19 protein-coding genes are annotated in these 22,044 nt (G+C 57.7%); 9 read left to right on the forward strand and 10 right to left on the reverse strand.

The window, feature by feature from the left end:
• Nucleotides 1-4 precede the first annotated feature (4 nt).
• Both RHM55_RS08630 and ttcA read right to left on the reverse strand, forming a co-directional pair.
• Nucleotides 5-676 (reverse strand): DNA-3-methyladenine glycosylase I, encoded by a 672-nt coding sequence (locus RHM55_RS08630; protein ID WP_322181120.1) that lies wholly within the window; start codon nt 674-676, stop codon nt 5-7.
• A gap of 87 nt (nt 677-763) precedes the next feature.
• A complete protein-coding gene (gene ttcA / locus RHM55_RS08635) occupies nt 764-1,588 on the reverse strand; it encodes a tRNA 2-thiocytidine(32) synthetase TtcA (RefSeq protein ID WP_322181122.1) in 825 nt (274 codons plus the stop codon).
• A gap of 285 nt (nt 1,589-1,873) precedes the next feature.
• On the opposite strand from ttcA, the gene RHM55_RS08640 reads away from it, so the two are divergent.
• On the forward strand, nt 1,874-2,476 hold the full coding sequence (locus RHM55_RS08640; protein WP_322181124.1) for a Yip1 family protein: 603 nt from the start codon (nt 1,874-1,876) through the stop codon (nt 2,474-2,476).
• 132 nt (nt 2,477-2,608) lie between these two features.
• Nucleotides 2,609-3,103, forward strand: coding sequence for a SprT family zinc-dependent metalloprotease (locus RHM55_RS08645; RefSeq protein WP_219063952.1), 495 nt, complete (start codon nt 2,609-2,611; stop codon nt 3,101-3,103).
• A 170-nt stretch (nt 3,104-3,273) separates the two neighbouring features.
• Here the strand turns inward: RHM55_RS08645 and RHM55_RS08650 are convergent, their stop codons facing one another.
• Together RHM55_RS08650 and RHM55_RS08655 are read right to left on the reverse strand one after the other, a co-directional pair.
• On the reverse strand, nt 3,274-4,455 hold the full coding sequence (locus RHM55_RS08650) for a CaiB/BaiF CoA-transferase family protein (protein ID WP_322181127.1): 1,182 nt from the start codon (nt 4,453-4,455) through the stop codon (nt 3,274-3,276).
• A 171-nt stretch (nt 4,456-4,626) separates the two neighbouring features.
• On the reverse strand, nt 4,627-5,982 hold the full coding sequence (locus tag RHM55_RS08655) for a dicarboxylate/amino acid:cation symporter (RefSeq protein ID WP_322181129.1): 1,356 nt from the start codon (nt 5,980-5,982) through the stop codon (nt 4,627-4,629).
• Nucleotides 5,983-6,323: 341 nt separating this feature from the next.
• On the opposite strand from RHM55_RS08655, the gene RHM55_RS08660 reads away from it, so the two are divergent.
• On the forward strand, nt 6,324-7,322 hold the full coding sequence (locus tag RHM55_RS08660; protein ID WP_322181131.1) for an AraC family transcriptional regulator: 999 nt from the start codon (nt 6,324-6,326) through the stop codon (nt 7,320-7,322).
• 50 nt (nt 7,323-7,372) lie between these two features.
• Here the strand turns inward: RHM55_RS08660 and RHM55_RS08665 are convergent, their stop codons facing one another.
• From RHM55_RS08665 to RHM55_RS08675, 3 genes are all read right to left on the reverse strand, one after another.
• A complete protein-coding gene (locus RHM55_RS08665; protein WP_322181133.1) occupies nt 7,373-8,719 on the reverse strand; it encodes an ATP-binding protein in 1,347 nt (448 codons plus the stop codon).
• Nucleotides 8,716-9,393: a response regulator gene (locus RHM55_RS08670; RefSeq protein ID WP_322181135.1), complete on the reverse strand. Its 678-nt coding sequence runs from the start codon at nt 9,391-9,393 to the stop codon at nt 8,716-8,718. The genes RHM55_RS08665 and RHM55_RS08670 overlap by 4 nt, the downstream gene beginning before the upstream one ends.
• Before the next feature lie 126 nt (nt 9,394-9,519).
• The gene (locus RHM55_RS08675) at nt 9,520-9,783 is read right to left on the reverse strand and encodes a hypothetical protein (protein ID WP_322181137.1); all 264 of its coding nucleotides are present in this window, start codon (nt 9,781-9,783) and stop codon (nt 9,520-9,522) included.
• Between the two features lie 183 nt (nt 9,784-9,966).
• Here RHM55_RS08675 and RHM55_RS08680 point away from each other — a divergent pair, with 183 nt between their 5' ends.
• Complete coding sequence (locus RHM55_RS08680; protein ID WP_322181140.1) at nt 9,967-10,755, forward strand: dienelactone hydrolase family protein; 789 nt, start codon at nt 9,967-9,969, stop codon at nt 10,753-10,755.
• A 232-nt stretch (nt 10,756-10,987) separates the two neighbouring features.
• On the forward strand, nt 10,988-11,716 hold the full coding sequence (locus RHM55_RS08685; RefSeq protein WP_322181142.1) for a 4'-phosphopantetheinyl transferase: 729 nt from the start codon (nt 10,988-10,990) through the stop codon (nt 11,714-11,716).
• Nucleotide 11,717: 1 nt separating this feature from the next.
• On the opposite strand, the gene RHM55_RS08690 is transcribed toward RHM55_RS08685, so the two are convergent.
• Together RHM55_RS08690 and RHM55_RS08695 are read right to left on the reverse strand one after the other, a co-directional pair.
• Entirely contained in the window at nt 11,718-13,328 is a 1,611-nt protein-coding gene (locus RHM55_RS08690; protein ID WP_322181144.1) for an ATP-binding protein, read from the reverse strand.
• A gap of 4 nt (nt 13,329-13,332) precedes the next feature.
• Nucleotides 13,333-14,073, reverse strand: a complete 741-nt coding sequence (locus RHM55_RS08695; protein WP_322181146.1) for a response regulator transcription factor — start codon at nt 14,071-14,073, stop codon at nt 13,333-13,335.
• 723 nt (nt 14,074-14,796) lie between these two features.
• On the opposite strand from RHM55_RS08695, the gene RHM55_RS08700 reads away from it, so the two are divergent.
• Nucleotides 14,797-17,685 (forward strand): ribonucleoside-diphosphate reductase subunit alpha, encoded by a 2,889-nt coding sequence (locus tag RHM55_RS08700; RefSeq protein ID WP_322181148.1) that lies wholly within the window; start codon nt 14,797-14,799, stop codon nt 17,683-17,685.
• A gap of 191 nt (nt 17,686-17,876) precedes the next feature.
• Nucleotides 17,877-19,124: a ribonucleotide-diphosphate reductase subunit beta gene (locus RHM55_RS08705; protein WP_322181149.1), complete on the forward strand. Its 1,248-nt coding sequence runs from the start codon at nt 17,877-17,879 to the stop codon at nt 19,122-19,124.
• 289 nt (nt 19,125-19,413) lie between these two features.
• Here RHM55_RS08705 and RHM55_RS08710 read toward each other — a convergent pair whose 3' ends face one another.
• A complete protein-coding gene (locus tag RHM55_RS08710; RefSeq protein ID WP_322182813.1) occupies nt 19,414-19,704 on the reverse strand; it encodes a hypothetical protein in 291 nt (96 codons plus the stop codon).
• 163 nt (nt 19,705-19,867) lie between these two features.
• Between RHM55_RS08710 and RHM55_RS08715 the strand changes: the two genes are divergently transcribed.
• Both RHM55_RS08715 and RHM55_RS08720 read left to right on the forward strand, forming a co-directional pair.
• Nucleotides 19,868-20,599, forward strand: coding sequence for an HNH endonuclease (locus RHM55_RS08715; RefSeq protein WP_322181151.1), 732 nt, complete (start codon nt 19,868-19,870; stop codon nt 20,597-20,599).
• A gap of 187 nt (nt 20,600-20,786) precedes the next feature.
• On the forward strand, nt 20,787-22,040 hold the full coding sequence (locus RHM55_RS08720) for a ferredoxin reductase family protein (protein ID WP_322181153.1): 1,254 nt from the start codon (nt 20,787-20,789) through the stop codon (nt 22,038-22,040).
• Nucleotides 22,041-22,044: the final 4 nt, after the last annotated feature.

Here is a 22,044-nt window from a genome sequence, read left to right on the forward strand (position 1 = left end):
GATGTCAGTGGTTGACCGTATACGCCAGCATCAACGACAGCTGACACATCGGCCGCCCACTCTCTGCGTGCCACTGGTTGAACGCACCTTGCACGGTGGCGAGGTCCTTGAGGCTGGTGGGCACTTTGTCGATGATGCCCTGTGCGTTGAGCCCGGCGACCACGTCGTAGGTCGGGATGAACGTGTCCTTGCCGACCATGCGCAGAAAACTCGGCGCTGACATCCCGCCCAATTGATGCCCGTGTTTGGCCAGGTACTTCCACAGGCCGACGATATCGGTCACTGGCCAATCGGCGATGAAATTACCAAAGCTGCCCTTCTCCTTACTGATGTCCAGAATCATCTGCGCATTGCGTGGCACACTTTTCAGTTTGCCCAAATGGCGAATGATTCGTGCGTCCTGCATCAGGCGCTCCAGGTGCTCGGCGCCCATCAGCACGACCTTCTCGGGATCGAAGCGAAAGAACACTTCTTCGAACATCGGCCATTTGGCGTCTACCAGGCTGTGCTTGAGGCCGGCGCGAAACACCCGTCGGGCGAGGGCCGACAGGTAACGGTCATTGCTGATTGCGCGAAGTTGCGCCGGGGAATTGGGCACGGGCAGATGTGCTTCAAGCGCCGAGGCCGAGCCAAAGCGGTTCAGGCAATATTCATGAAGCCATTTGTAATCGCGCATGCCCTTTCCTACTGACAATTGATAGAGGTCTGACATTTCGCCGAGGCTAGGTGTCAGGCAGCAAATAGAACAGAGTGTCGAGATCGATCAGAGGTTCACGACATTGACGAAGCGCGAGGCTGCGGTTTCATCGATCCGCAGGTTGGCGAAGTCGAACAGAGTACGGTCCGCCAGTTGCGACGGCTGCACGTTCTGCAACGCACTGAAGATGCTTTCGGTACGGCCTGGGGTCGTGCGTTCCCACTCCGACAGCATGTCCTTGACCACCTGACGCTGCAGGTTTTGCTGAGAACCGCAGAGGTTGCACGGAATGATCGGAAACGCTTTCAGATCGGAAAAATCCTGAATATCACGCTCGTTGCAGTACGCCAGCGGACGAATCACCACATTACGACCATCGTCAGCCCGCAGTTTGGGCGGCATGGCCTTGAGCGTGCCCGTGAAGAACAGGTTGAGAAAAAAGGTCTCGATGATGTCGTTGCGGTGATGCCCCAGCGCCATCTTGGTCGCGCCGATTTCATCGGCAAAGGTGTACAACGTGCCACGGCGCAGGCGCGAACACAGCGAGCACGTGGTCTTGCCTTCGGGGATAAGCTTTTTGACCAGCGAATAGGTGTCTTTTTCGACAATGTGGTACTCCACACCCAACGCCTTGAGGTACGCAGGCAGTACATGCTCGGGGAAGCCTGGCTGTTTCTGGTCCATGTTGACAACGACGATATCGAATTTGATCGGCGCCACTTTCTGAAAATGCAGCAGCACATCAAGCAGGGTATAGCTGTCTTTACCGCCCGACAGACACACCATGATCTTGTCGCCTTCCTCAATCATGTTGAAGTCGGCCACTGCTTCGCCCGCGAGCCGACGCAGACGTTTCTGCAGTTTGTTCTGATTGACTGAAAGGGTGCCCATGGCGCAGATATCCGCTAACGATGACTCGGTAAAAGGCCGGCATTTTACGCGACAAGGATCATAGGCGCATGCCGATTTATTGTTGGCACTCAAATAGCGCATTGCGATTAACAGCAGTCTCTCGAGCACAATTTACTCTAAAGGGCTGCGTCTTCCCTTCCTATACTGCGTCATAGGGTCGCACCCATTCCTGTATCGAGGCTGTGGCCTTACACCTGCCGTGGCACTTAGGCCCGACAGGCGCTCCGCTGGGGGGCGACGGTAAAACAAAAAGGAGTGACCGGCATGATCCATCACGTTATCGGACTGTTCACCCATCCTGATCAAGAATGGCAGCAAATACGTGGCGAAAAAGAAGAAAGCATCGGCCACATGTACCTCACGCATACCCTGATTCTTGCGGCGATTCCCGCAGTTTCGGCTTATATCGGCACCACTCAGGTGGGCTGGGTGATTGGCAGTCGAGCGGCGGTCATGCTGACCCCCGTAAGCGCGCTGTGGATGACCATCATGTCCTACATTGCCATGCTGGCTGGCGTGGCCGTCATGGGAGCATTCATCCACTGGATGGCGCGCACGTACGACGCCAGTCCGAGCCTGGCGCGCTGTGTCGCCTTCGCCACCTACACCGCAACACCGCTGTTCATTGGCGGGCTGGCGGCCCTGTATCCGCATATGTGGCTGGGAATGATCGTCGGCCTCGCGGCCGTTTGTTACACGGTCTATCTGCTATACGTCGGCTTGCCGACGTTCATGAACATCCCTTCCGATGAAGGCTTCATGTTCTCAAGCTCCGTATTGGCCGTGGGCCTGGTGGTGCTGGTTGCCATCATGGCGTTCACCGTCGTCCTGTGGGGCGTCGGTGTAGGGCCTGAATATACTAACTGACTGACAGTTAACCGTTGACCATGAGCCGCCTTTGAGGCGGCTCATGCGTTTAACCATGACCATTGGGCGCCTTCAGTTTTCGGCAGGCCAGGGCTTTACGGCATACTGGCCACCTCTGGAGAGCCTTTAAGAATGCCCGAGCAGCTCAATACCCGCGTCGAAGTCTGTTATCAGCAAGCCGAAGCCTTTTTCAAACGCCCCTTCAAACGGCCGGTGGTCAGCCTCAAGCTGCGCGGTCAAAAAGCGGGTGTTGCCCATCTGCACGAGAATCTGTTGCGCTTCAACCCGCAGCTGTACCGGGAAAACAGTGAAGATTTTCTCAAGCAGACGGTCGCCCACGAAGTCGCGCACTTGATCGCCCATCAATTGTTTGGCGAGCGTATTCAGCCCCACGGCGAAGAATGGCAATTGATCATGCGCGGGGTATACGAACTCCCGCCCAATCGCTGCCACACTTACGCGATCAAACGTCGCCGCATGACCCGCTACATCTACCGCTGCCCCTGCGCAAACAGCGATTTCCCGTTCTCCGCCCAGCGCCACCTGCTGGTCGGGAAAGGCCGACGCTATTTGTGCCGTCGCTGCCGGGAGACCTTGGTGTTCAGTGGAGAAGTGCGGGTCGAGTGATGAGAGAGTCAGGTACTCCGCGCACAGCCATTCTCGCCTATCAAAAAACCCATAACCATTTGAAATAGAACATTATTTTTAGGCGCTGACTTGTCTGCGAACAAGCCCGGCACGGGCTTTGAACTGCGCCTGTGTGCAGGCGGTGTGGGTGAGTTCACTCGCGAAAGCGGTCAGGCAATAACCCCCGCCGCCCGCAATTCAGCGATCCGCTCAGCGCTGTAACCCAACCCCGCCAGCACTTCCTCACTGTGCGCACCCAACGTCGCACCGATATGCCGGGGCTCGGGCAGGCCGTCGGAGAACTTCAGCGGGCAGGCCATCTGCGCCTGCAAGCTGCCGTCTTCACGGGGCACTTGGCAGACCAGCTCACGCGCCTGTAATTGTGGATGCTCGATTGCCTCGGCAACGCTCAGCACCGGTTCGACACACGCATCCAGACCGGCAAAGCACGCGCGCAGCTCTTCAAAAGAGCGTTTCTCGAATTCAATTTTCAGCTCGTCCTTCAATGAGGCCTGCACCTCGGGGCTCGACGACAGGCCGAGCGCGGCCAACTCCGGGCGACCCAGCGCGACGCACAAGGGTTGCATGAACGCTGGTTCCAGGCTGCCCACGGAGAACCAGCGGCCATCTCGACAGCAGTAATAATCATAAAAACTGCCGCCATTGAGCATCTGGCTTTCCCGGGCCGGCTCCACACCGCACGCCAGATAACCCGCCCCGGCCATGGCATTCAGACTGAACACACAGTCAGTCATGCTGACATCCACATATTGCCCGAGCCCGGTTTGCTGGCGTGCGACCACGGCGGCCAGCAGACCCACCACTCCATGCAGCGACCCTCCCGCCACATCCGCCGCCTGAATGCCCAACGGCACCGGACCACTGTCCAGGCGCCCGGTGTAGCTGGCGATGCCCGACAGTGCAAGGTAGTTGATGTCATGCCCGGCGCGATCCCGATAAGGGCCTGTCTGGCCATAGCCGGTGATCGACACATAAATCAGTTTCGGGTTGATCGCCTTCAACGCCTCGTAGCCCAGCCCCAGGCGTGCCATGACACCCGGTCGAAACTGTTCGAGCACGATGTCGTATTCAGCCACCAACTGGCGGATCACCTCGAGCGCCTGCGGTTGCTTCAAGTCGAGGGCGAGGCTGCGCTTGTTGCGATTGAGGTAGGCGTGGCTGGCTGACGTCCCGTGATCGTGAGGCGGCAACAGTTTCAGAAGGTCCATGCGCGTCGGCGATTCGATGCGCAATACGTCGGCCCCCATGTCGGCGAGCAGCAACGAAGCGAACGGTCCCGGCAACAAGGTGGAAAAATCGAGAATCTTGAGCGATGACAATGGCCCTTGCATGCTTACTCCCTTAGCAGTTCTGTAACCAGACCTTACACCTGAGGCCTTCAGAGTAAGCAACCACGAGCCACCCTTCAATGGCCGCGCCACTCATCGTCGCTGACTGATTCGATCAATCGGCAGGTATAAAAAAACCCATCCGAAGATGGGTTTTTTTATACCTGCGCCGCGTTATGCAGTTTTAGGCGCGGTGCTGGATACCGTCGCTGGAATCGGGCCTTCATTCACGCCCAGATCATCTTCTGGACCTGTGTTGGAGATCCCGCGACCACCGGAAGCCAGTTCGATTTGCAGCTTGTCTTCGTCCAGCTCGTTAACCCACTTGGCCACAACCAAAGTCGCAACAGCGTTACCGACCAAGTTGGTCAGTGCGCGGGCTTCGGACATGAAGCGGTCGATACCCAGGATCAGCGCCAGACCGGCAACTGGCAAGTGGCCAACGGCGGACAGGGTGGCGGCCAACACGATGAAGCCACTGCCGGTAACGCCGGCTGCGCCCTTGGAGGACAGCAACAACACCACCAACAAGGTGATCTGGTGAGTGATGTCCATGTGGGAGTCGGTCGCCTGGGCGATGAACACGGCAGCCATGGTCAGGTAGATCGCAGTACCGTCCAGGTTGAAGGAGTAACCCGTCGGAATAACCAGACCGACAACCGACTTCTGCGCGCCCAGGCGTTCCATCTTGATCAGCATGCGCGGCAGAGCGGACTCCGAAGAAGACGTGCCCAGCACGATCAGCAACTCTTCACGGATGTAGCGGATCAACTTGAGTATGCTGAAGCCGTGAGCGCGAGCGATACCACCCAGCACAATCAGTACGAAGAGTGCGCAGGTGATGTAGAAGCACAGCATCAATTGACCGAGTTGCACCAGCGAACCGACACCGTAAGCGCCGATGGTGAAAGCCATCGCGCCAAAAGCACCCAGCGGAGCCAGCTTCATGATCATATTGATGATGTTGAACATCACGTGGGCGAAACGATCGATGAAGTCGAGCAGCGGTTTGCCGTAGGCACCCAGGCGATGCAAGGCAAAACCGAAGATCACCGAGAACATCAGTACTTGCAGGATATCGCCCGTCGCAAAAGCGCCAACGATAGTGCTTGGGATAACGTTGAGCAGGAAGCCGACGATGCTCTGGTCAGCGCCTGCAGCAACGTAGGCCGCGACCTTGGAAGCATCCAGCGTCGCCACGTCGATGTGCATGCCAGCACCCGGCTGAACGAGGTTAACCACGACCAGACCGATCAGCAGCGCGATGGTAGAAACGACTTCGAAGTACAACAGCGCATAACCGCCGGTTTTACCGACTGACTTCATGCTCTGCATGCCAGCGATACCGCTGACGACCGTGCAGAAAATGATCGGAGCGATGATCATTTTGATCAGTTTGATGAACCCGTCACCCAACGGCTTGAGCGACACACCGGCTTGAGGGTAGAAGTGGCCGATCAGAATGCCAATGACAATGGCTACGATGACCTGGAGATACAGGGATTTATACAGCGGCTGACGAGTCGTCATTGCAAGTTCCTCAAGAGCATCGCCGGTCATCATCCATCTGATGCGTGCGACGCCATAAAGCGCTAACCCTCCTGCACTGGAGGGATTTGTTTTGGCGAGTTGCGCGGGCAGCCCCTTCGCAAATCTCTACCGGTATTATTGCAGGGCGCGTGCCACTTTCGACAAAACCGCTCTAGATCAACTAACCCGTAAGCTATGACGCACCTTACACATTGGTAATGGCTGAAAACATGGCGGATTTCCGCCATATACCGCAAAAATACCCCCTGCATTGGCGGGTATCCGCCTTGTCCGTTGCCCGTGCGATGACTACCATCGGCCGTTCCCAGGATGAGCACCTTATGCGCCAACGTACGATCGCCAGTCACTTCGCCCGCGCTGCTCTCGGTGGCATGCAACGACGTGGCATCGATTGTTCGAGCTTGCTGCAACAATCGGGGATCCAGTCTGAGCTGTTGAGCGAGCCTCGTGCCCGCATCGCTCCGGAACAGTTTGCTCGCCTGATTCAATTGGTCTGGCAGCAACTGGACGATGAATACATGGGCTTCGGCCATGGCCCGAGCAAGCGCGGCACATTCGCCATGATGTGCCATGCGCTGATTCACTGTCGCAGCCTGGAGAAGGCACTCGCACGCGGTCTGTTGTTTTATGGCTTGTTCCCCGACGCGCCGCGCCTGAGCTTGCGTCGAGAAGGGGATTGGGCGCGGCTGAGCCTGGACGACTCGGCACTGCGCGACCCGGACCATTTTCTCAGCGAGTGCCTGCTGGTGATCTGGCACCGGCTCGGCAGTTGGCTGATCGGCCAACGCATCCGCCTGGAGCACGCGACATTCAGTTATGACAGGCCGGAGCACAGCGGCGAATATGACCTGCTGTTCCCGTGCCCGATCCTGTTCAACGCCGAGACCAGCAGTCTGCTGTTTCACGCACGCTACCTGAGCATGCCGCTGCTGCAGGACGAACGCACGCTCAAGCATTTTCTCGAACGCTCGCCCGCCGATCTGCTGGCCCGTCCCGACGATGGCGACAGCCTGAGCAATCAGCTGCGACGCTTGCTCAGTCGTGACTGCAACCGCTGGCCCGATCTAGACGGCGTCGCCGAGCAGATGCACATCAGCCCACAGACCCTGCGCCGGCATCTGCGTGAAGAAGGCACGAGTTTTCAGGGGTTGAAGGATCAACTGCGCCGCGACATGGCGATTTATCACTTGAGCCGCGCCGACCTGTCATTGCAGCAGATTGCCGAACAGCTCGGTTTTTCCGAGCCGTCGGCCTTTCATCGCGCGTTCAAGAAGTGGATCGGACTGACACCCGGGGCTTACCGGGCTCAGGAGGTCTGACGGTTCGCATGATGGAGGCGTGAAGCCATTCGCGAATGCGGCAGGACGCTTCATCTGGCCGGAAAATGAATCCGGAATGCGGCGCCACCCAAAGGAGAGTCCTCCAGGGTCAGGCGAGCGTTGTAGCTTTCAATGATGTCTTTGACCACAGCCAGGCCAATGCCCTGCCCCGGATTCTGCCGATCCAGCCGCTCACCACGCTCTAGAATCCGCGCCCTCTGACTCTCTGGCACGCCGGGGCCATCGTCTTCGACGCACAACTCGTCACCGGACAGCGATGCGCGCAGGCTGATGCGTATTCGGCCCAAACAGAGGCGATAGGCGTTTTCCAGCAGATTACCGAGCATTTCAAGCAAAGCGCCCTGCTCCATCGCCACTTGGCATCCGTCGGGCAGATCAAGGCAGACGTTGACCTGCTTGTCGCGATAGACCTTGTCCAGGGTATTGCACAGGCTTTCGACCACCGGCCGCAACACCACATGGTGCCGCACCAGGCCACTTTTGCGCAGGCTGGCGCGCTGCAACTGGTAACTGATCTGTTGACTCATGCGTTCGATCTGCGATTGCAGGAGGCGTGCCTGCTCCAGGTCTTGCGGACGCTTGGCCATGGTTTCGCTGACGCCTTGCAGCACCGCCAGCGGCGTTTTCAAGCTGTGGGCCAAGTCGCCCAGCGAGTCGCGGTAACGGATGCGCTGCTCGCGTTCGCTGAGTAGCAGGCGGTTCAGTGAGCCGGTCAGGCGCAATAACTCCAGGGGGTGCTCCTCACTCAGGCTTTCCCGCTCGCCGGTTTCGACCTGATCCAGCTCCTGACTCAATCCCCTCAACGCTTTAAGGCCCCAGGTCAGGCCCATCCAGAGCAATGCGAGCAAAACCACCAGGGCCGCACCGAAGCCCAGATAGAGTTTCTCGCGTAGCGCGGAAATGATCACCTGATACTCGTGCACCGGCTGCAAAGCGACGATGCTGAACGCTGCGTTTCTGCCACCGAGCAGTTTGATTTCGACGTCATAGACGAAAAACTCATCGCCCTTGGCGTTCTTGATTTTACCGAACTGATTCCCCGTCCCGTCATAACGCGGGCGATAATCGATACCTGCCAGTTCGGTGGCACGCGAACGCCATACCAACTCACCATTACGGTTGTAGATATAACCGAACAGGCGGCTGTCTGACAGATTGAATTGCTCGCCCGGCAACAGCAGGGGCATCAACAAACGATTGTCCTCGACCCGGGCCGCGGAAATCATCGTGGTCACGTCCGAGGCCAGGCGCTGCTCAATGGAGTCCTGCAGGGCCAGGCTGTAGGCGCCCTGCAACGCGGGCAACAGCGCCAGCATGAAGATCACCGCCAACAGCGCGGCAGCCATCATCAACCGCAGCCGCAGCGAACGGATCATCGGCAGCGCTCAGTGAACAGATACCCCAGACCGCGCACCGTTTCGATAGGCTTGAAACCCAACGAGCCTTCCAGCTTGCGGCGCAAGCGTCCGACCAACACCTCGATCACGTTCGGATCACGCTCATCATCGTCGGGGTAGAGCTGCTCCATCAAGCGCTCCTTGGCCACCACCTGCTGATGGTGACGCATCAAGTATTCAAGAATCCGGTACTCATAGGCCGTCAACGCCAGCGGCTGTTCTTCGAGGGAGGCCTGCTTGCGGTTCAGGTCCAGCAGCAAGGGCCCGGCGGTGATGGTCGACTGGATAAAACCGCTGGAACGGCGCAACAGGGCATTAAGCCGCGCCTCCAGTTCTTCGAACTGAAACGGCTTGACCAGATAGTCGTCCGCCCCGGCGGCCAGCCCTTCGACTTTGTCTTGCCAGTTGCCACGGGCCGTGAGGATCAGAATCGGAAATGCCTTGCCATGGGAGCGCAGTTGGCGAATCAAGTCCAACCCACCCATGCCCGGCAAACCCAGGTCAATCACCGCCAGGTCATGGTTGAACTGTCCCGCCTGGTACAGTGCTTCCTCGGCATTGGCCACGGCCTCGACCACATGGCCGCTCTCGGCCAATCGGGTTTGTAAGTGATGGCGCAATAATGCCTCATCTTCAACCACCAGCAGTTTCATGAGGCTCTCCCAGGCAAAATCATTCCTCTCAAGATTAAGGCAAATACAACATGACCGGTTGAACAGCGCCTCGCCTGTTAAGTGTGCGGGCTGGGCGAAAAATGTCCAGCGCCAGTCTGTTAACGGTTAAAAGATGTAGTTGGAGGGCAGGCCAGGGTCAAAGCTGCCGAGCAAGATGGCTTGGCTCAGCTGAATACCGTTATGCGTACCGGAGACGTTGGGATAACTCGAGTAATAGTGACCCGCGACGGCTCCCAGATAGGCGCCGTATGCATCGACGCTCCCGCCGGTCTTGCCCTGGACGAGCTTGCTGGTACCGTCAGTGGTCTGTGCGGTAGCGCTGCCGCCGAGAAAAGCCAACGCAAAAAAGAGCTTATTTAAGGTGAGCATGGGAATGTCCTCTTGCGCCGGGCGCTGTTGGGGTACGCCACAAGACTAATCACCGGGCCCTGAACCCCCACTGAACGCGGCCTGAACTTAAGCTGAACGGACCCACCACCTCTAAGGCCGAACAATCGTCTAGGCTCTTTTGACGTAATCTACTTTCCCTATCGATCACAGGAGAAACCCACCATGCGTTTCTGGACTGCGTTAATCATGATGAGCCTGGCCGGGCTGGCTCAGGCCGCGATCAAGACTGAAACCATCGACTATCAAAGTGCTGACGGCACCAAACTGATCGGCTATTACGCCTACGACGACGCAATCAAGGGTCAGCGCCCCGGGGTCCTGGTGGTGCATGAGTGGTGGGGCCTGAACGAATACGCCAAACGCCGCGCCCGCGACCTTGCGGCACTGGGTTACAGCGCCATGGCCATCGACATGTACGGCGAAGGCAAGCACACCGAGCACCCAACGGACGCCATGGCGTTCATGCAGGAGGCGACCAAAGACAGCGCAGCCTCGGCCAAGCGTTTCGATGCAGGGCTTGAACAGCTGAAAAAACAAGCGCAAACCAATCCGGCCAAGATCGCCGCTATTGGTTACTGCTTCGGCGGCGCGGTGGTTCTCAATGCGGCCCGGCGTGGCGAACCGCTGGCCGGCGTGGTGTCTTTCCACGGCGCGCTGTCGACCCAATCACCGGCCACCCCCGGCAGCGTCAAGGCGCCACTCCTGATTGAGCATGGCAACAGCGATAGCATGGTCACCCCGGACAGCGTCATCGCCTTCAAAGCGGAAATGGACAAAGCCGGTGCCCACTATAAATTCGTCGGCATCGATGGCGCCAAACACGGCTTCACCAACCCCGACGCCGACCACCTGAGCCACGGCGACCATGCCCCCGACATCGGCTACAACAAAGCCGCCGACGAGAGCTCGTGGGCAGACATGAAAGCATTCTTGAAGAAAGTGTTTGGTTGAGTACTTGATCCTGTCAGCCTCAATCTAATGTGGGTGACTTGCCTGCGAATAACTTAACGCGGTGTATCTGGCACACCGCCTTCGCGGACAAGTCCGCTCCTACAATTAATCTATGCCCGACGCAGCCCCAGCGACACACACCAGAGATCGGATGGGTGTCCAACTTCTGGGGCGCAGTTCAATTAATCTGTGCCCCTACCCAGCCCGCCTCCGACACGGCAAAATGCAAGGCATGACTCAACCCCCAGTACTCCCCGCCTGCTGCCCCGTACTCGACACTCATTGGCCGCTGCCCCAAGCCCTGCCCGGCGTGATCCTGGTCAGTGGCGTGTTCCATCCGCACCATCTGGCTGATGGCGATTTTCAGCGTTGCCTGATCGAGTCGCCCCACAGTATTCAGCGCTCCGTCGCCAAGCGTCAGGCCGAGTTTCTGGCGGGACGTCTTTGCGCTCGGGAAGCCTTGCAGCAGTTGGACGGCCGGCACTATGTACCCAGCATCGGCGAGGACCGCGCGCCGGTCTGGCCAGCAGATGTCCGGGGCTCGATTACCCACAGCCACGGCTGGGCGGCGGCCATTGTCGGCCACCAGCAGCAATGGCGCGGCCTGGGCCTGGACATGGAACCCCTGCTCGACCACAAGCGCGCCCAGCGCCTGGCCGGGGAGATTCTGACTGACGACGAATTGCAACGCATGGCCGCAGGCCCGGATGCGCAGATTGCACTGCTGGTTACCCTGACTTTCTCTGCGAAAGAGAGCCTGTTCAAGGCGATCTACCCCCTCGTGCAAAAGCGTTTCTACTTCAAAGACGCGCAATTGCTGGAGTGGTCAGACAGTGGCAGTGCCCGCCTGCGTTTGCAGATCGACCTGTCCAGCGAGTGGCGCAACGGCACAGAGCTGGACGCGCAATTTCGCGTGGACAATGGCAAATTGCTGAGTCTGGTCAGCGTCGCGGCCCTGTGACTCAGGGCTTTTCCTGCTGGCGCGGCCACGCCAGACTGAAGCAAGCACCGCCTAGATTTTTGCTTTTACTGATCAACGCCCTACCGTTGTGCCAGTAAATGATTCGACGAACGATCGACAAGCCCAGGCCATGCCCGCCCGACGCCCGGGTGCGACTGTCATCCAGACGCATGAAGGGCGTGAATATCCGCTCCCAAGCGCTTTCCGGGACGCCGGGGCCGTCGTCCTCGATGTCGATGCGACAGCGTAACTGACCGACCTGATAACTGACGCTGACCCTGGATTCGGCGTGACGCATGGCGTTGCTCACCAGATTCTGCAAGGCCCGATGCAAATAGCGTGGCTCAGCCTCGACCCACGCCCCGTCGTTATCAGACGCCGCCAGGCATTGCCCGCGCGTGACCGCGACATTGGCGCGCAACGGTGCCAGCTCGGCGATCACCTGATTGACCAGCGCATCCAGATCGATGCGCTGAAAGCTAAGGGTCGGCGAACCCTGCTCCAATCGCGCGTACGTCAACATCTCGTCCACCAGCTTGTCGAGGTCCTGAATATCGCTATCCATGCCGAGCCTGTATTTATCCCGAGCCTCTTGCGTGGAGGCCTGGCCGATCATTTCCAGGCCAAAGCGCAAACGCGCCACCGGCGTACGCAGTTCATGGGAGACCGCACGTACCAGCTCTCGCTGCATCGCCAGTGAACGTTGCAAATGCTCAGCCATGCCATTGAACGCTGCCGCCAGCCGCCCAACCGAGTCAGCCCCGGCCGTTGGCTCGCGAGTTTCCAGGCTGCCCTTGGCGATGCGGGTGGCGGCCGATTCCAGGCCTAAAAGGCGGCGCTCAAGCCGACGCACCAACAAGTAAACCACCACCCCGATAAAACACAGGCCCAGAAACGCAATCAGCACCAGCAGCTCAGGCGGGTAAGGGTTCATTTGGTAAAGGGGACCGATCTCCAGGACCCACGGCGTGCCGACCATGCCGGCGAACACACGGATCGAGTCTCCGCCCTTGCCCAGCGCCATCACGGTATCGCCTTCATCGACCCGACGTCGCTGGTCCTCATCGACATCAGCCTGCTCCAGACGGATCAGACTGATGTCGAAACCAAAGCCCTTGTCCCGCTTCAAGGCGGCCAGGCGACTGGGTTGTTCATCGATGGGGAAGCGCACCAGTTCGTCGGTCAGCAGATAAATCGTCGCCCGCGCCAGTTGTTCACTGATTTGCTGCACCTCCCCGGTCAACACCCACGGTTCCGCGTCGCTGACCAGTCGGTACACCTTGGCTGCATGGGGCCCGGTTTGCTCGACCACCACCTGCCCACGCAGCAGGCGACTATGGTCACCGCTGTCGAGACCGGCTTCGCTGAGTGTTTGCAGGGTCAACGGAATCCCCAGCAAACGCTCCCAGACCGCCAGCGAACGATTACGATCAATCGCGTTCATCGGTTGCAGGTTGTCGGCCATCAGGGTGAAGGTGCCGTGGGCCAGGCGCTCGCGGTACTGCTCGCCGCGCACCTGATTGACCAGGTGCAGGGCCAGCACGCCGAGCAACGCCACCAGCACCAACACACCGAGCATGCCGCCGTAGATACGCAGGAAGATGGAGTTCATGGCGTCAGGTGTTCAGCACGTAACACGTTGGGTCTTGCGCCGCTTCCGGGACGAACAGATACCCTTTGCTGCGAATGGTCTTGATCAGGCGCGGATGAATCGGATCGTCGCCGATCTTGGGTCGAATCCGTGAGATGCGTACATCAATGGAGCGGTCCTGGCCGTCATAACCAAAGCCGCGCAAGGCCGTGAAGATCTCTTCGCGGGAAAGAATCCGCCCTGCGTTGGCCACCAGCAGCCATAACAAATCAAACTCGGCACTGGTCAATTCGATGCTGTTGCCTTGCAACCAGGCTTCACGCAGGGCGTTGTCGACCACCAGAGGGCCGAACACCAGCCGCCGCGGGTTCGTTGCCGCCTCGGGTTCAGGCCCTTCGCTGCGCCGCAACAACGCATGAATGCGCGCCAACAACACACGAGGGTGCACCGGCTTGCAGACAAAATCGTCGGCGCCCATGTCCAGCCCCTGAATTTGATCGGTGTCATCGGTGCGCGCCGTGAGCATCAGAATCGGTCCGTCATAGCGGTCTCGCACCTTGCGACAAATGCTCAGGCCGTCTTCACCGGGCAGCATCAGGTCGAGAATCACCAGATCCGGCTGCTCGGCAATGATGCGTTCAGCGGCGCAAGCACCATCACCTTCAAGGGTTACCCGCAGGCCATTACTCTGAAGGTAGTCACGAGTCAGTTCAGCCAGACGCTGATCATCCTCGACAATAAGCACCTGCCAGGCTTCTTGCTCCACGGGTTACCTCTGCTGCCATTGTTCTTATTAATAGAGACATCTTTTGTCGAATCATCGCGCAAAACACCCGGTGTCAGGGCGAGATCGAAGGCGATTGTAGCAACCGCTCGCGCCAAGCACACGACATGCCAGAATACCCTTGTTATCTGTGTTTTTTGTGATAGGGTTCGCGCCCGCAAAAACCCGCGAAAACAGTAAAAAGCAGTGACAAGCGGTGCAGTCCAGCAGCGGCGCGGCCTACAGCCGACTTCCCTGTTTCATACACAATATACCCACAGCTTTATCCACAATGACCACGTTGCAATCCATCCCCAAAACGCTTTATCTTGTATCTCGCCGCAAAAAAAACCCTACATGTAGGGTTTTAGGCCAAAAAACCAAACACATTTCAACCTAGAAACTCAAGCAGTTTTCTTGTGTCGGTTTGGTTGAACTTAAGCATTTTTCAGTACACCAACCGCTGATGCGGATGGTCGCTGCTCTGCCTCAACCATCGGGGCAAAACGGCACACGTGTTGCAACAAATAGCGAGCATCCTCCAAAAGATTTCCGGTAGCGGGCATTGACCCGAAACCATCGACTTCAAAGCCAGGGAATGGCGGCAAAAGCCTTCCTTATCCGTTTTGAAGTCTTTTAGCTGACGTTTGTCGGCTGACTGCCTCAAGACGGAACGGTGGGCACGTATTCAGTGCCCAAACAAACATAGAGAACGTGGAGACACCCATGCAAACCGACACAACCCGCGAGAACCCGCAGGCCACTGCGCCGCAGGCTGGCGAATCCCATCAGGATCTGTCCGCTACGGCACCTGGTCAGCTGCGCGTGATCAAGCGCAACGGCACTGTCGTTCCTTACACCGATGACAAAATCACCGTCGCCATCACCAAAGCATTTCTCGCAGTTGAGGGCGGCACCGCTGCCGCCTCGTCGCGTATCCACGATACCGTTGCGCGCCTGACCGAACAGGTCACTGCCACGTTCAAACGTCGCATGCCTTCTGGCGGCACTATCCACATCGAAGAAATCCAGGATCAGGTCGAACTGGCCCTGATGCGTGCTGGCGAACAAAAAGTCGCCCGCGACTACGTGATCTACCGTGATTCGCGCGCCAAAGAGCGTGCTGTTCGCTCTATCGAAGACCCCGTACAAGCGCACCCGTCGATCCGCATCACCCGCGCCGACGGCAGCCTTGCGCCGCTGGACATGGGTCGCCTGAACACCATCGTCACCGAGGCCTGCGAAGGCCTGGAAGAAGTCGATGCGAACCTGATCCAGAGCGAAACCCTGAAAAACCTCTACGACGGCGTAGCGCTGAAAGACGTCAACACCGCCCTGGTGATGACCGCGCGCACCCTGGTAGAGCGCGAGCCTAACTACTCGTTCGTGACTGCTCGCCTGCTGATGGACACCTTGCGTGCCGAAGGCTTGAGCTTCCTCGAAGTGGCCGACAGCGCCACTCACCACGAAATGGTCGACCTGTACGCCAAGGCTCTGCCGTCCTACATCGCCAAAGGCATTCAGCACGAATTGCTGAACCCGATTCTGGCCACCTTCGACCTGGAAAAACTGGGCAAGGCGATCAACCACGAACGCGATCAGCAGTTCACCTACCTGGGCCTGCAAACCCTGTACGACCGTTACTTCATCCACAAGGATGGCGTGCGTTTCGAACTGCCGCAGATCTTCTTCATGCGCGTGGCCATGGGCCTGGCGATCGAAGAAAAGAACAAAGAAGATCGCGCCATCGAGTTCTACAACCTGTTGTCGTCCTTCGACTACATGTCGTCGACCCCAACCCTGTTCAACGCCGGCACCCTGCGTCCACAGCTGTCCAGTTGCTACCTGACCACCGTACCGGATGACCTGTCGGGCATTTACCACGCCATTCACGACAACGCCATGCTGTCCAAATTCGCAGGCGGTCTGGGTAACGACTGGACGCCGGTTCGCGCGCTGGGCTCTTACATCAAGGGCACCAACGGCAAATCCCAGGGCGTCGTGCCGTTCCTCAAAGTGGTCAACGACACCGCTGTAGCAGTCAACCAGGGCGGTAAGCGCAAAGGCGCGGTCTGTGCTTACCTGGAAACCTGGCACATGGACATCGAAGAGTTCATCGAACTGCGCAAGAACACCGGTGATGATCGTCGTCGTACCCACGACATGAACACCGCCAACTGGATCCCTGACCTGTTCATGAAGCGCGTCTTCGATGACGGCCAGTGGACCCTGTTCTCGCCATCGGAAGTGCCAGACCTTCACGACCTGACCGGCAAGGCCTTCGAAGAGCGTTACGAGTACTACGAAGCCCTGTCCCAGTACCCAGGCAAAATCAAACTGTTCAAGACCATCCAGGCCAAAGATCTGTGGCGCAAGATGCTCTCGATGCTGTTCGAAACCGGCCACCCATGGTTGACCTTCAAAGACCCGTGCAACCTGCGCAGCCCGCAGCAGCACGTCGGCGTGGTCCACAGCTCGAACCTGTGCACCGAAATCACCTTGAACACCAACAAGGACGAAATCGCCGTTTGCAACCTGGGCTCGATCAACCTGCCGAACCACATCGTCAACGGCAAGCTTGACACCGCCAAGCTTGAGCGCACCGTCAATACCGCCGTGCGCATGCTCGATAACGTGATCGACATCAACTACTACTCGGTGCCGCAAGCGAAGAACTCGAACTTCAAGCACCGCCCAGTCGGCTTGGGCATCATGGGCTTCCAGGACGCGCTGTACCTGCAGCACATCCCGTACGCCTCCGACGCTGCGGTCGAGTTCGCCGACCGTTCGATGGAAGCTGTCAGCTACTTCGCGATCCAGGCTTCCTGCGATCTGGCCGATGAGCGTGGCGCTTACCAGACGTTCCCGGGCTCGCTGTGGTCCAAAGGCATCCTGCCGCTGGATTCGCAACAGATCCTGATCGAACAACGTGGCCAGAAATACATCGACGTTGACCTGAACGAAACCCTGGACTGGGCGCCTGTCCGTGCCCGTGTACAGAAAGGTATTCGTAACTCCAACATCATGGCCATCGCACCGACCGCAACCATCGCCAACATCACTGGCGTGTCGCAGTCAATCGAACCGACGTATCAAAACCTGTACGTGAAATCGAACCTCTCCGGCGAGTTCACCGTGATCAACCCGTACCTGGTTCGCGACCTCAAGGCTCGCGGTCTGTGGGACTCGGTCATGATCAACGACCTGAAGTACTACGACGGTTCCGTACAGCAAATCGACCGCATCCCGCAGGAACTCAAAGACCTGTACGCCACTGCGTTCGAAGTCGACACCAAGTGGATCGTCGACGCCGCCAGCCGCCGCCAGAAATGGATCGACCAGGCGCAATCGCTGAACCTGTACATCGCCGGCGCATCGGGTAAAAAGCTCGACGTGACCTACCGCATGGCTTGGTACCGTGGCCTGAAAACCACTTACTACCTCCGTGCCCTGGCCGCGACCAGCACCGAGAAGTCGACCATCAGCACCAGCAAGCTCAACGCAGTCTCGAGCGGCAACCACGGCGACGACTCCGTACTCGCCGCCCCTGCCGGTCCAGCGCCAGTGCCTAAAGCCTGCGCTATCGATGAGCCGGATTGCGAAGCCTGCCAATAATTCATCCGGGCGTCGCACGAGTCTGAGTGGCGCCCGCGTTGTTTTGCAGTGCGGGTATTGAAAGCAACATCAAGGGCCTCTGAGCCCTACAATTTTATGTTTTTTGCGTGCAGCAAACGTAACGCAAGCAACACACCTAAAGATCCACAGGCCAGTCCAGCAGACTGGCCCTCACGCAGGAGACGAACATCATGCTGAGCTGGGACGAATTCGATAAAGAAGACGGCGAAGTAGCCGCCAAAGCAACCAACGCCGGTCACGCCAACGAAGCCAACATGGACCGCCTCGACAGCGCTGGTGGCGCCGCCGCCCTCGCCGCCCGTGCAGTCACGAACACCGACTCGGCCGCGATCATCCGCGCCAAGGCGGCTCTGGACAGCCTCGACGTCGCCGAAGGTCTGGCTGAACTCGAAGGCGCCAGCGCCCGCGTTGCCGTTGACGAAAAGATGATGATCAACTGCCGCGCCGACCTCAACCAACTGGTCCCGTTCAAATACGACTGGGCTTGGCAGAAGTACCTCGACGGCTGCGCGAACCACTGGATGCCGCAAGAAGTCAACATGACCGCCGACATCGCTGTCTGGCGTGATCCGGAAGGCCTGACCGACGACGAACGCCGCATCGTCATGCGCAACCTTGGCTTCTTCTCCACCGCCGACTCCCTGGTTGCCAACAACCTGGTACTCGCCGTATACCGCCTGATCACCAACCCGGAGTGCCGCCAGTACATCCTGCGCCAGGCCTTCGAAGAAGCGATCCACACCCACGCCTACCAGTACTGCATCGAATCGCTGGGCATGGACGAAGGCGAGATCTTCAACATGTACCACGAGATCCCATCGGTCGCCAAAAAGGCCGCCTGGGGCCTCAAATACACCCGCTCGATCTCCGATCCGAAGTTCGAAACCGGCACCGTCGACACCGACAAAGAACTGCTGCGCAACCTGATCGCCTACTACTGCGTGCTGGAAGGCATCTTCTTCTACTGCGGCTTCACCCAAATCCTCTCCATGGGCCGTCGCAACAAAATGACCGGCGTCGCCGAGCAGTTCCAATACATCCTGCGCGACGAATCCATGCACCTGAACTTCGGCATCGACGTGATCAACCAGATCAAAATCGAAAACCCACACCTGTGGGACGCTGAAATGAAGGAAGAAGCCAGCCAAATGATCCTCCAGGGCACCCAACTGGAAATCGAATACGCCCGCGACACCATGCCTCGCGGCGTACTGGGCATGAACGCGGCAATGATGGAGGACTACCTCAAATTCATCGCCAACCGTCGTTTGAGCCAGATTGGCTTGAAGGAAGAATACCCAGGCACAACCAACCCGTTCCCATGGATGAGCGAGATCATGGACTTGAAGAAAGAGAAAAACTTCTTCGAAACTCGGGTTATTGAGTATCAGACCGGTGGGGCTTTGAGCTGGGATTGATCGCTCGATTTACTTAGCTGATGTTTGAAGTGGAAAAGCCAGAAGCGGTTGCTTCTGGCTTTTTTGTTGGGGTGACTCGACAGTGATGCACCCGATACAAATCCTCTGTAGGAGGACCGCTTCGACGTCGCGCTGTCGCGTAGCAAACTGGGTCTCGATTCTGCCCGAAGGGCGTAGGAGCGGACTTGTCCGCGAAGACTGAATAACAAACGCCCCACAGTGCCACGGGATGCTATGCCCTCCCGGACGGGAGGAATACTCTGAAATCAGTTTTCAGCAATGTGTTCGGTCATGCCTTCAGTCGCCGACGATAATCCTCAACCATCTCCTTAGAAACATCCTCTTTAAAGCAAAGCGGCGCATACCCACCAGCACGGTTATACGCGCTACGCTTGCCGCAACGGCTACCGTTTCTCGCAGAGTTATATGGACACGGACAATTGCCTGGGTATGACGATATCGAGTCGTCAATGAGGGTCTTGATGATTGCTGAATCTGAAAGATTGACGTCCTTGCCAGACACCGAAAAAGCACAGAGCAGCGACAGCACTGCGATAAACCCTATCCCTATTTTTTTCATGGCAGTTCCTTCGCTTGCGGATGACATATCCAGCAAACTTTTTACCATGATGACTAAAAGCCATCAAACATCACCGCTTCATCTTCTGTAGGAAAGATCCCTTAATAGACACAGATTCGTCCTACACGTATCTTCGCGCTGGCATTTCAATATCGGCGCCGTTATGACGAAAAAAACATCGACTCGCTGGAACGATATCGAGCTAGAGGCCGCTGTAGATGCGTACCTCGGCATGCTTCAAAAGGAGAGGGTGTCTGAGCCGTTCAACAAAGCGGAAATAAACCGAAACCTACGTGAAGGTGCGCTTTCCGCACGAGGAAAGTCTTCCGTAGAGATGCGCATGCACAACCTTTCCAGCATCTTCATTGCTATGGGGTTGCGACGCGTCGAGGGCTATGTCCCTCGGGATAACGCGGGGACAAACATCCGCAGTAAGATCCAAGCGATTCTAGAAAGCAAAGGCGTATCCACATCAACTAGTTACGTTGCATCGACCGACATCAAATCACCTAATCAGAAAACTGAGGAGTCCTCTACTGACTTCCTAAGCCCACCGCCACCAGGCAACAAATATCCAAAGTCTGTAACGAGTACAACGACTACTTATGAACGTGATCTTAAGGTTCGAGACTGGGTGCTCAAAAACGCAAAAGGGAAATGCGAGGGTTGCGGGCAGGACGCACCGTTTTTGCTCACCGACGGTGCCCCTTGTCTTGAGGTCCATCATGTTCGTCGCTTAGCTGATAATGGCAGCGACAGAACAACGAACGCCGTCGCGCTCTGCCCGAATTGCCACCGACGCTGTCATTTGTCAGCAGATGGGAAAATGTTTACAGCATCGCTCTACGAAAGACTTAATCGTTTGATTATCGAAGATCCAGATGTGAATAAATGAGCCCATAAAGCCCGGTCCAGAGCCTTGCGCCAATTAAGACACCTGACTAAAGCGATGACAGAGGTCAGGGTCACACAGCACTCAATGCCGTAACATGGCCTACTTCAATTCTGCTTTCTCCCGGTTTTTCCGGTCAGTATTTATTCAGAATTATCGTTAAAGCCGTAAATGGCTGGAGCATGCGTCCTTGAAAAGCTGGCACTGTATCGTTGGCATCCTGCTGATCACGGCAACGACCCTGCTCATCGAGATTCCTTCCGACACGTGGCTGACCTCGGCAACGCTGAGTCTGATCCTAGGCACTGCGGCGCTGGCCTATATGGCGGTTGCCGCCTTGCTGTCCAGCCGCTGGCGTGCCGTTGAGGTTTTGTTCGGGGGCCTGGATAGGGTCTATGAAACCCATAAATGGCTGGGTATTTGGGCGCTGGTATTTGCCTCTCACCATTTTGTGTTCAAGGCCTATCTGGACGTCTGGCACAGCGTGCCGATCCTTGAGATGTCTAAATACTGGACGCGTCTGGTACGCCAACTGAGTTACGTTGCACTGGGCATGATTGTGTTGCTCGCCTTGAACCGGAATATCCCCTATGGCCTGTGGCGCTGGTGGCACAAGCTGTCAGGCCCGCTGTTTGTGATCGTCATCCTGCATTGGCTGAGCTTCAAGTCGCCTATGACGTTGAGCAACCCCGCCGGCATCTGGTTAGCGCTGTTGTGTGGCACGGGTGCGCTCGCGGCGTTCTACAAACTGCTGCTTTACCCCTTCATCGCTACCGCTGGCGAATACAAGGTGTCGGCCGTTTCCCTTGGCAAGAATTCCCTGAGCCTTGAGCTTGAGCCGATCCATAGCGGCTTTACGTTCAAGGCAGGGCAGTTTGCGTTCCTGGCCATGAAGGAGAAAGGCTTGCGCGAGCCTCACCCGTTCACTATTGCTGCCGCCCATTCCGACAGTGGCCGTATCAAGTTTGTGATCCGCGCCTTGGGGGACTACACGCAGAAACTGCGCGATCAGGTCAAGGTTGGGATGCTGGCGGATATCTATGCACCGTACGGACGCTTCAAGCGTCAGCCCGGCGCGGAGCGGGAAATCTGGATCGGCGGAGGTGTGGGTATTTCGCCATTCATCTCTTGGCTGCAGGACACGTCTGCCAGCCACTTCGACAATGCCACTCTGGTCTATTGCTTTAATCCGTCGCGAGCGTTCCCGAGCGTCGAGCTTTTGCAAGGTATGGCCGAAAAGCGTGGGGTCGAGTTCGTTGGCAATGGCGGGGGTGCCGATCAGTTGGCTGAAACCGTGCGTCAGGCAGCCACCCAAACAGATCCGGCACAGATCCACGTTAGCTTCTGTGGTCCCAAGGGCTTGATGTCACGCGTCCGTGAACTGATGCGCGAAAGCGGGATTCCTGAAGGTAATCTCCACTACGAATTTTTTGAGTTCCGCTGAAGCG

It is taken from the genome of Pseudomonas sp. MH9.2, assembly GCF_034353875.1.
Lineage (GTDB): Bacteria > Pseudomonadota > Gammaproteobacteria > Pseudomonadales > Pseudomonadaceae > Aquipseudomonas.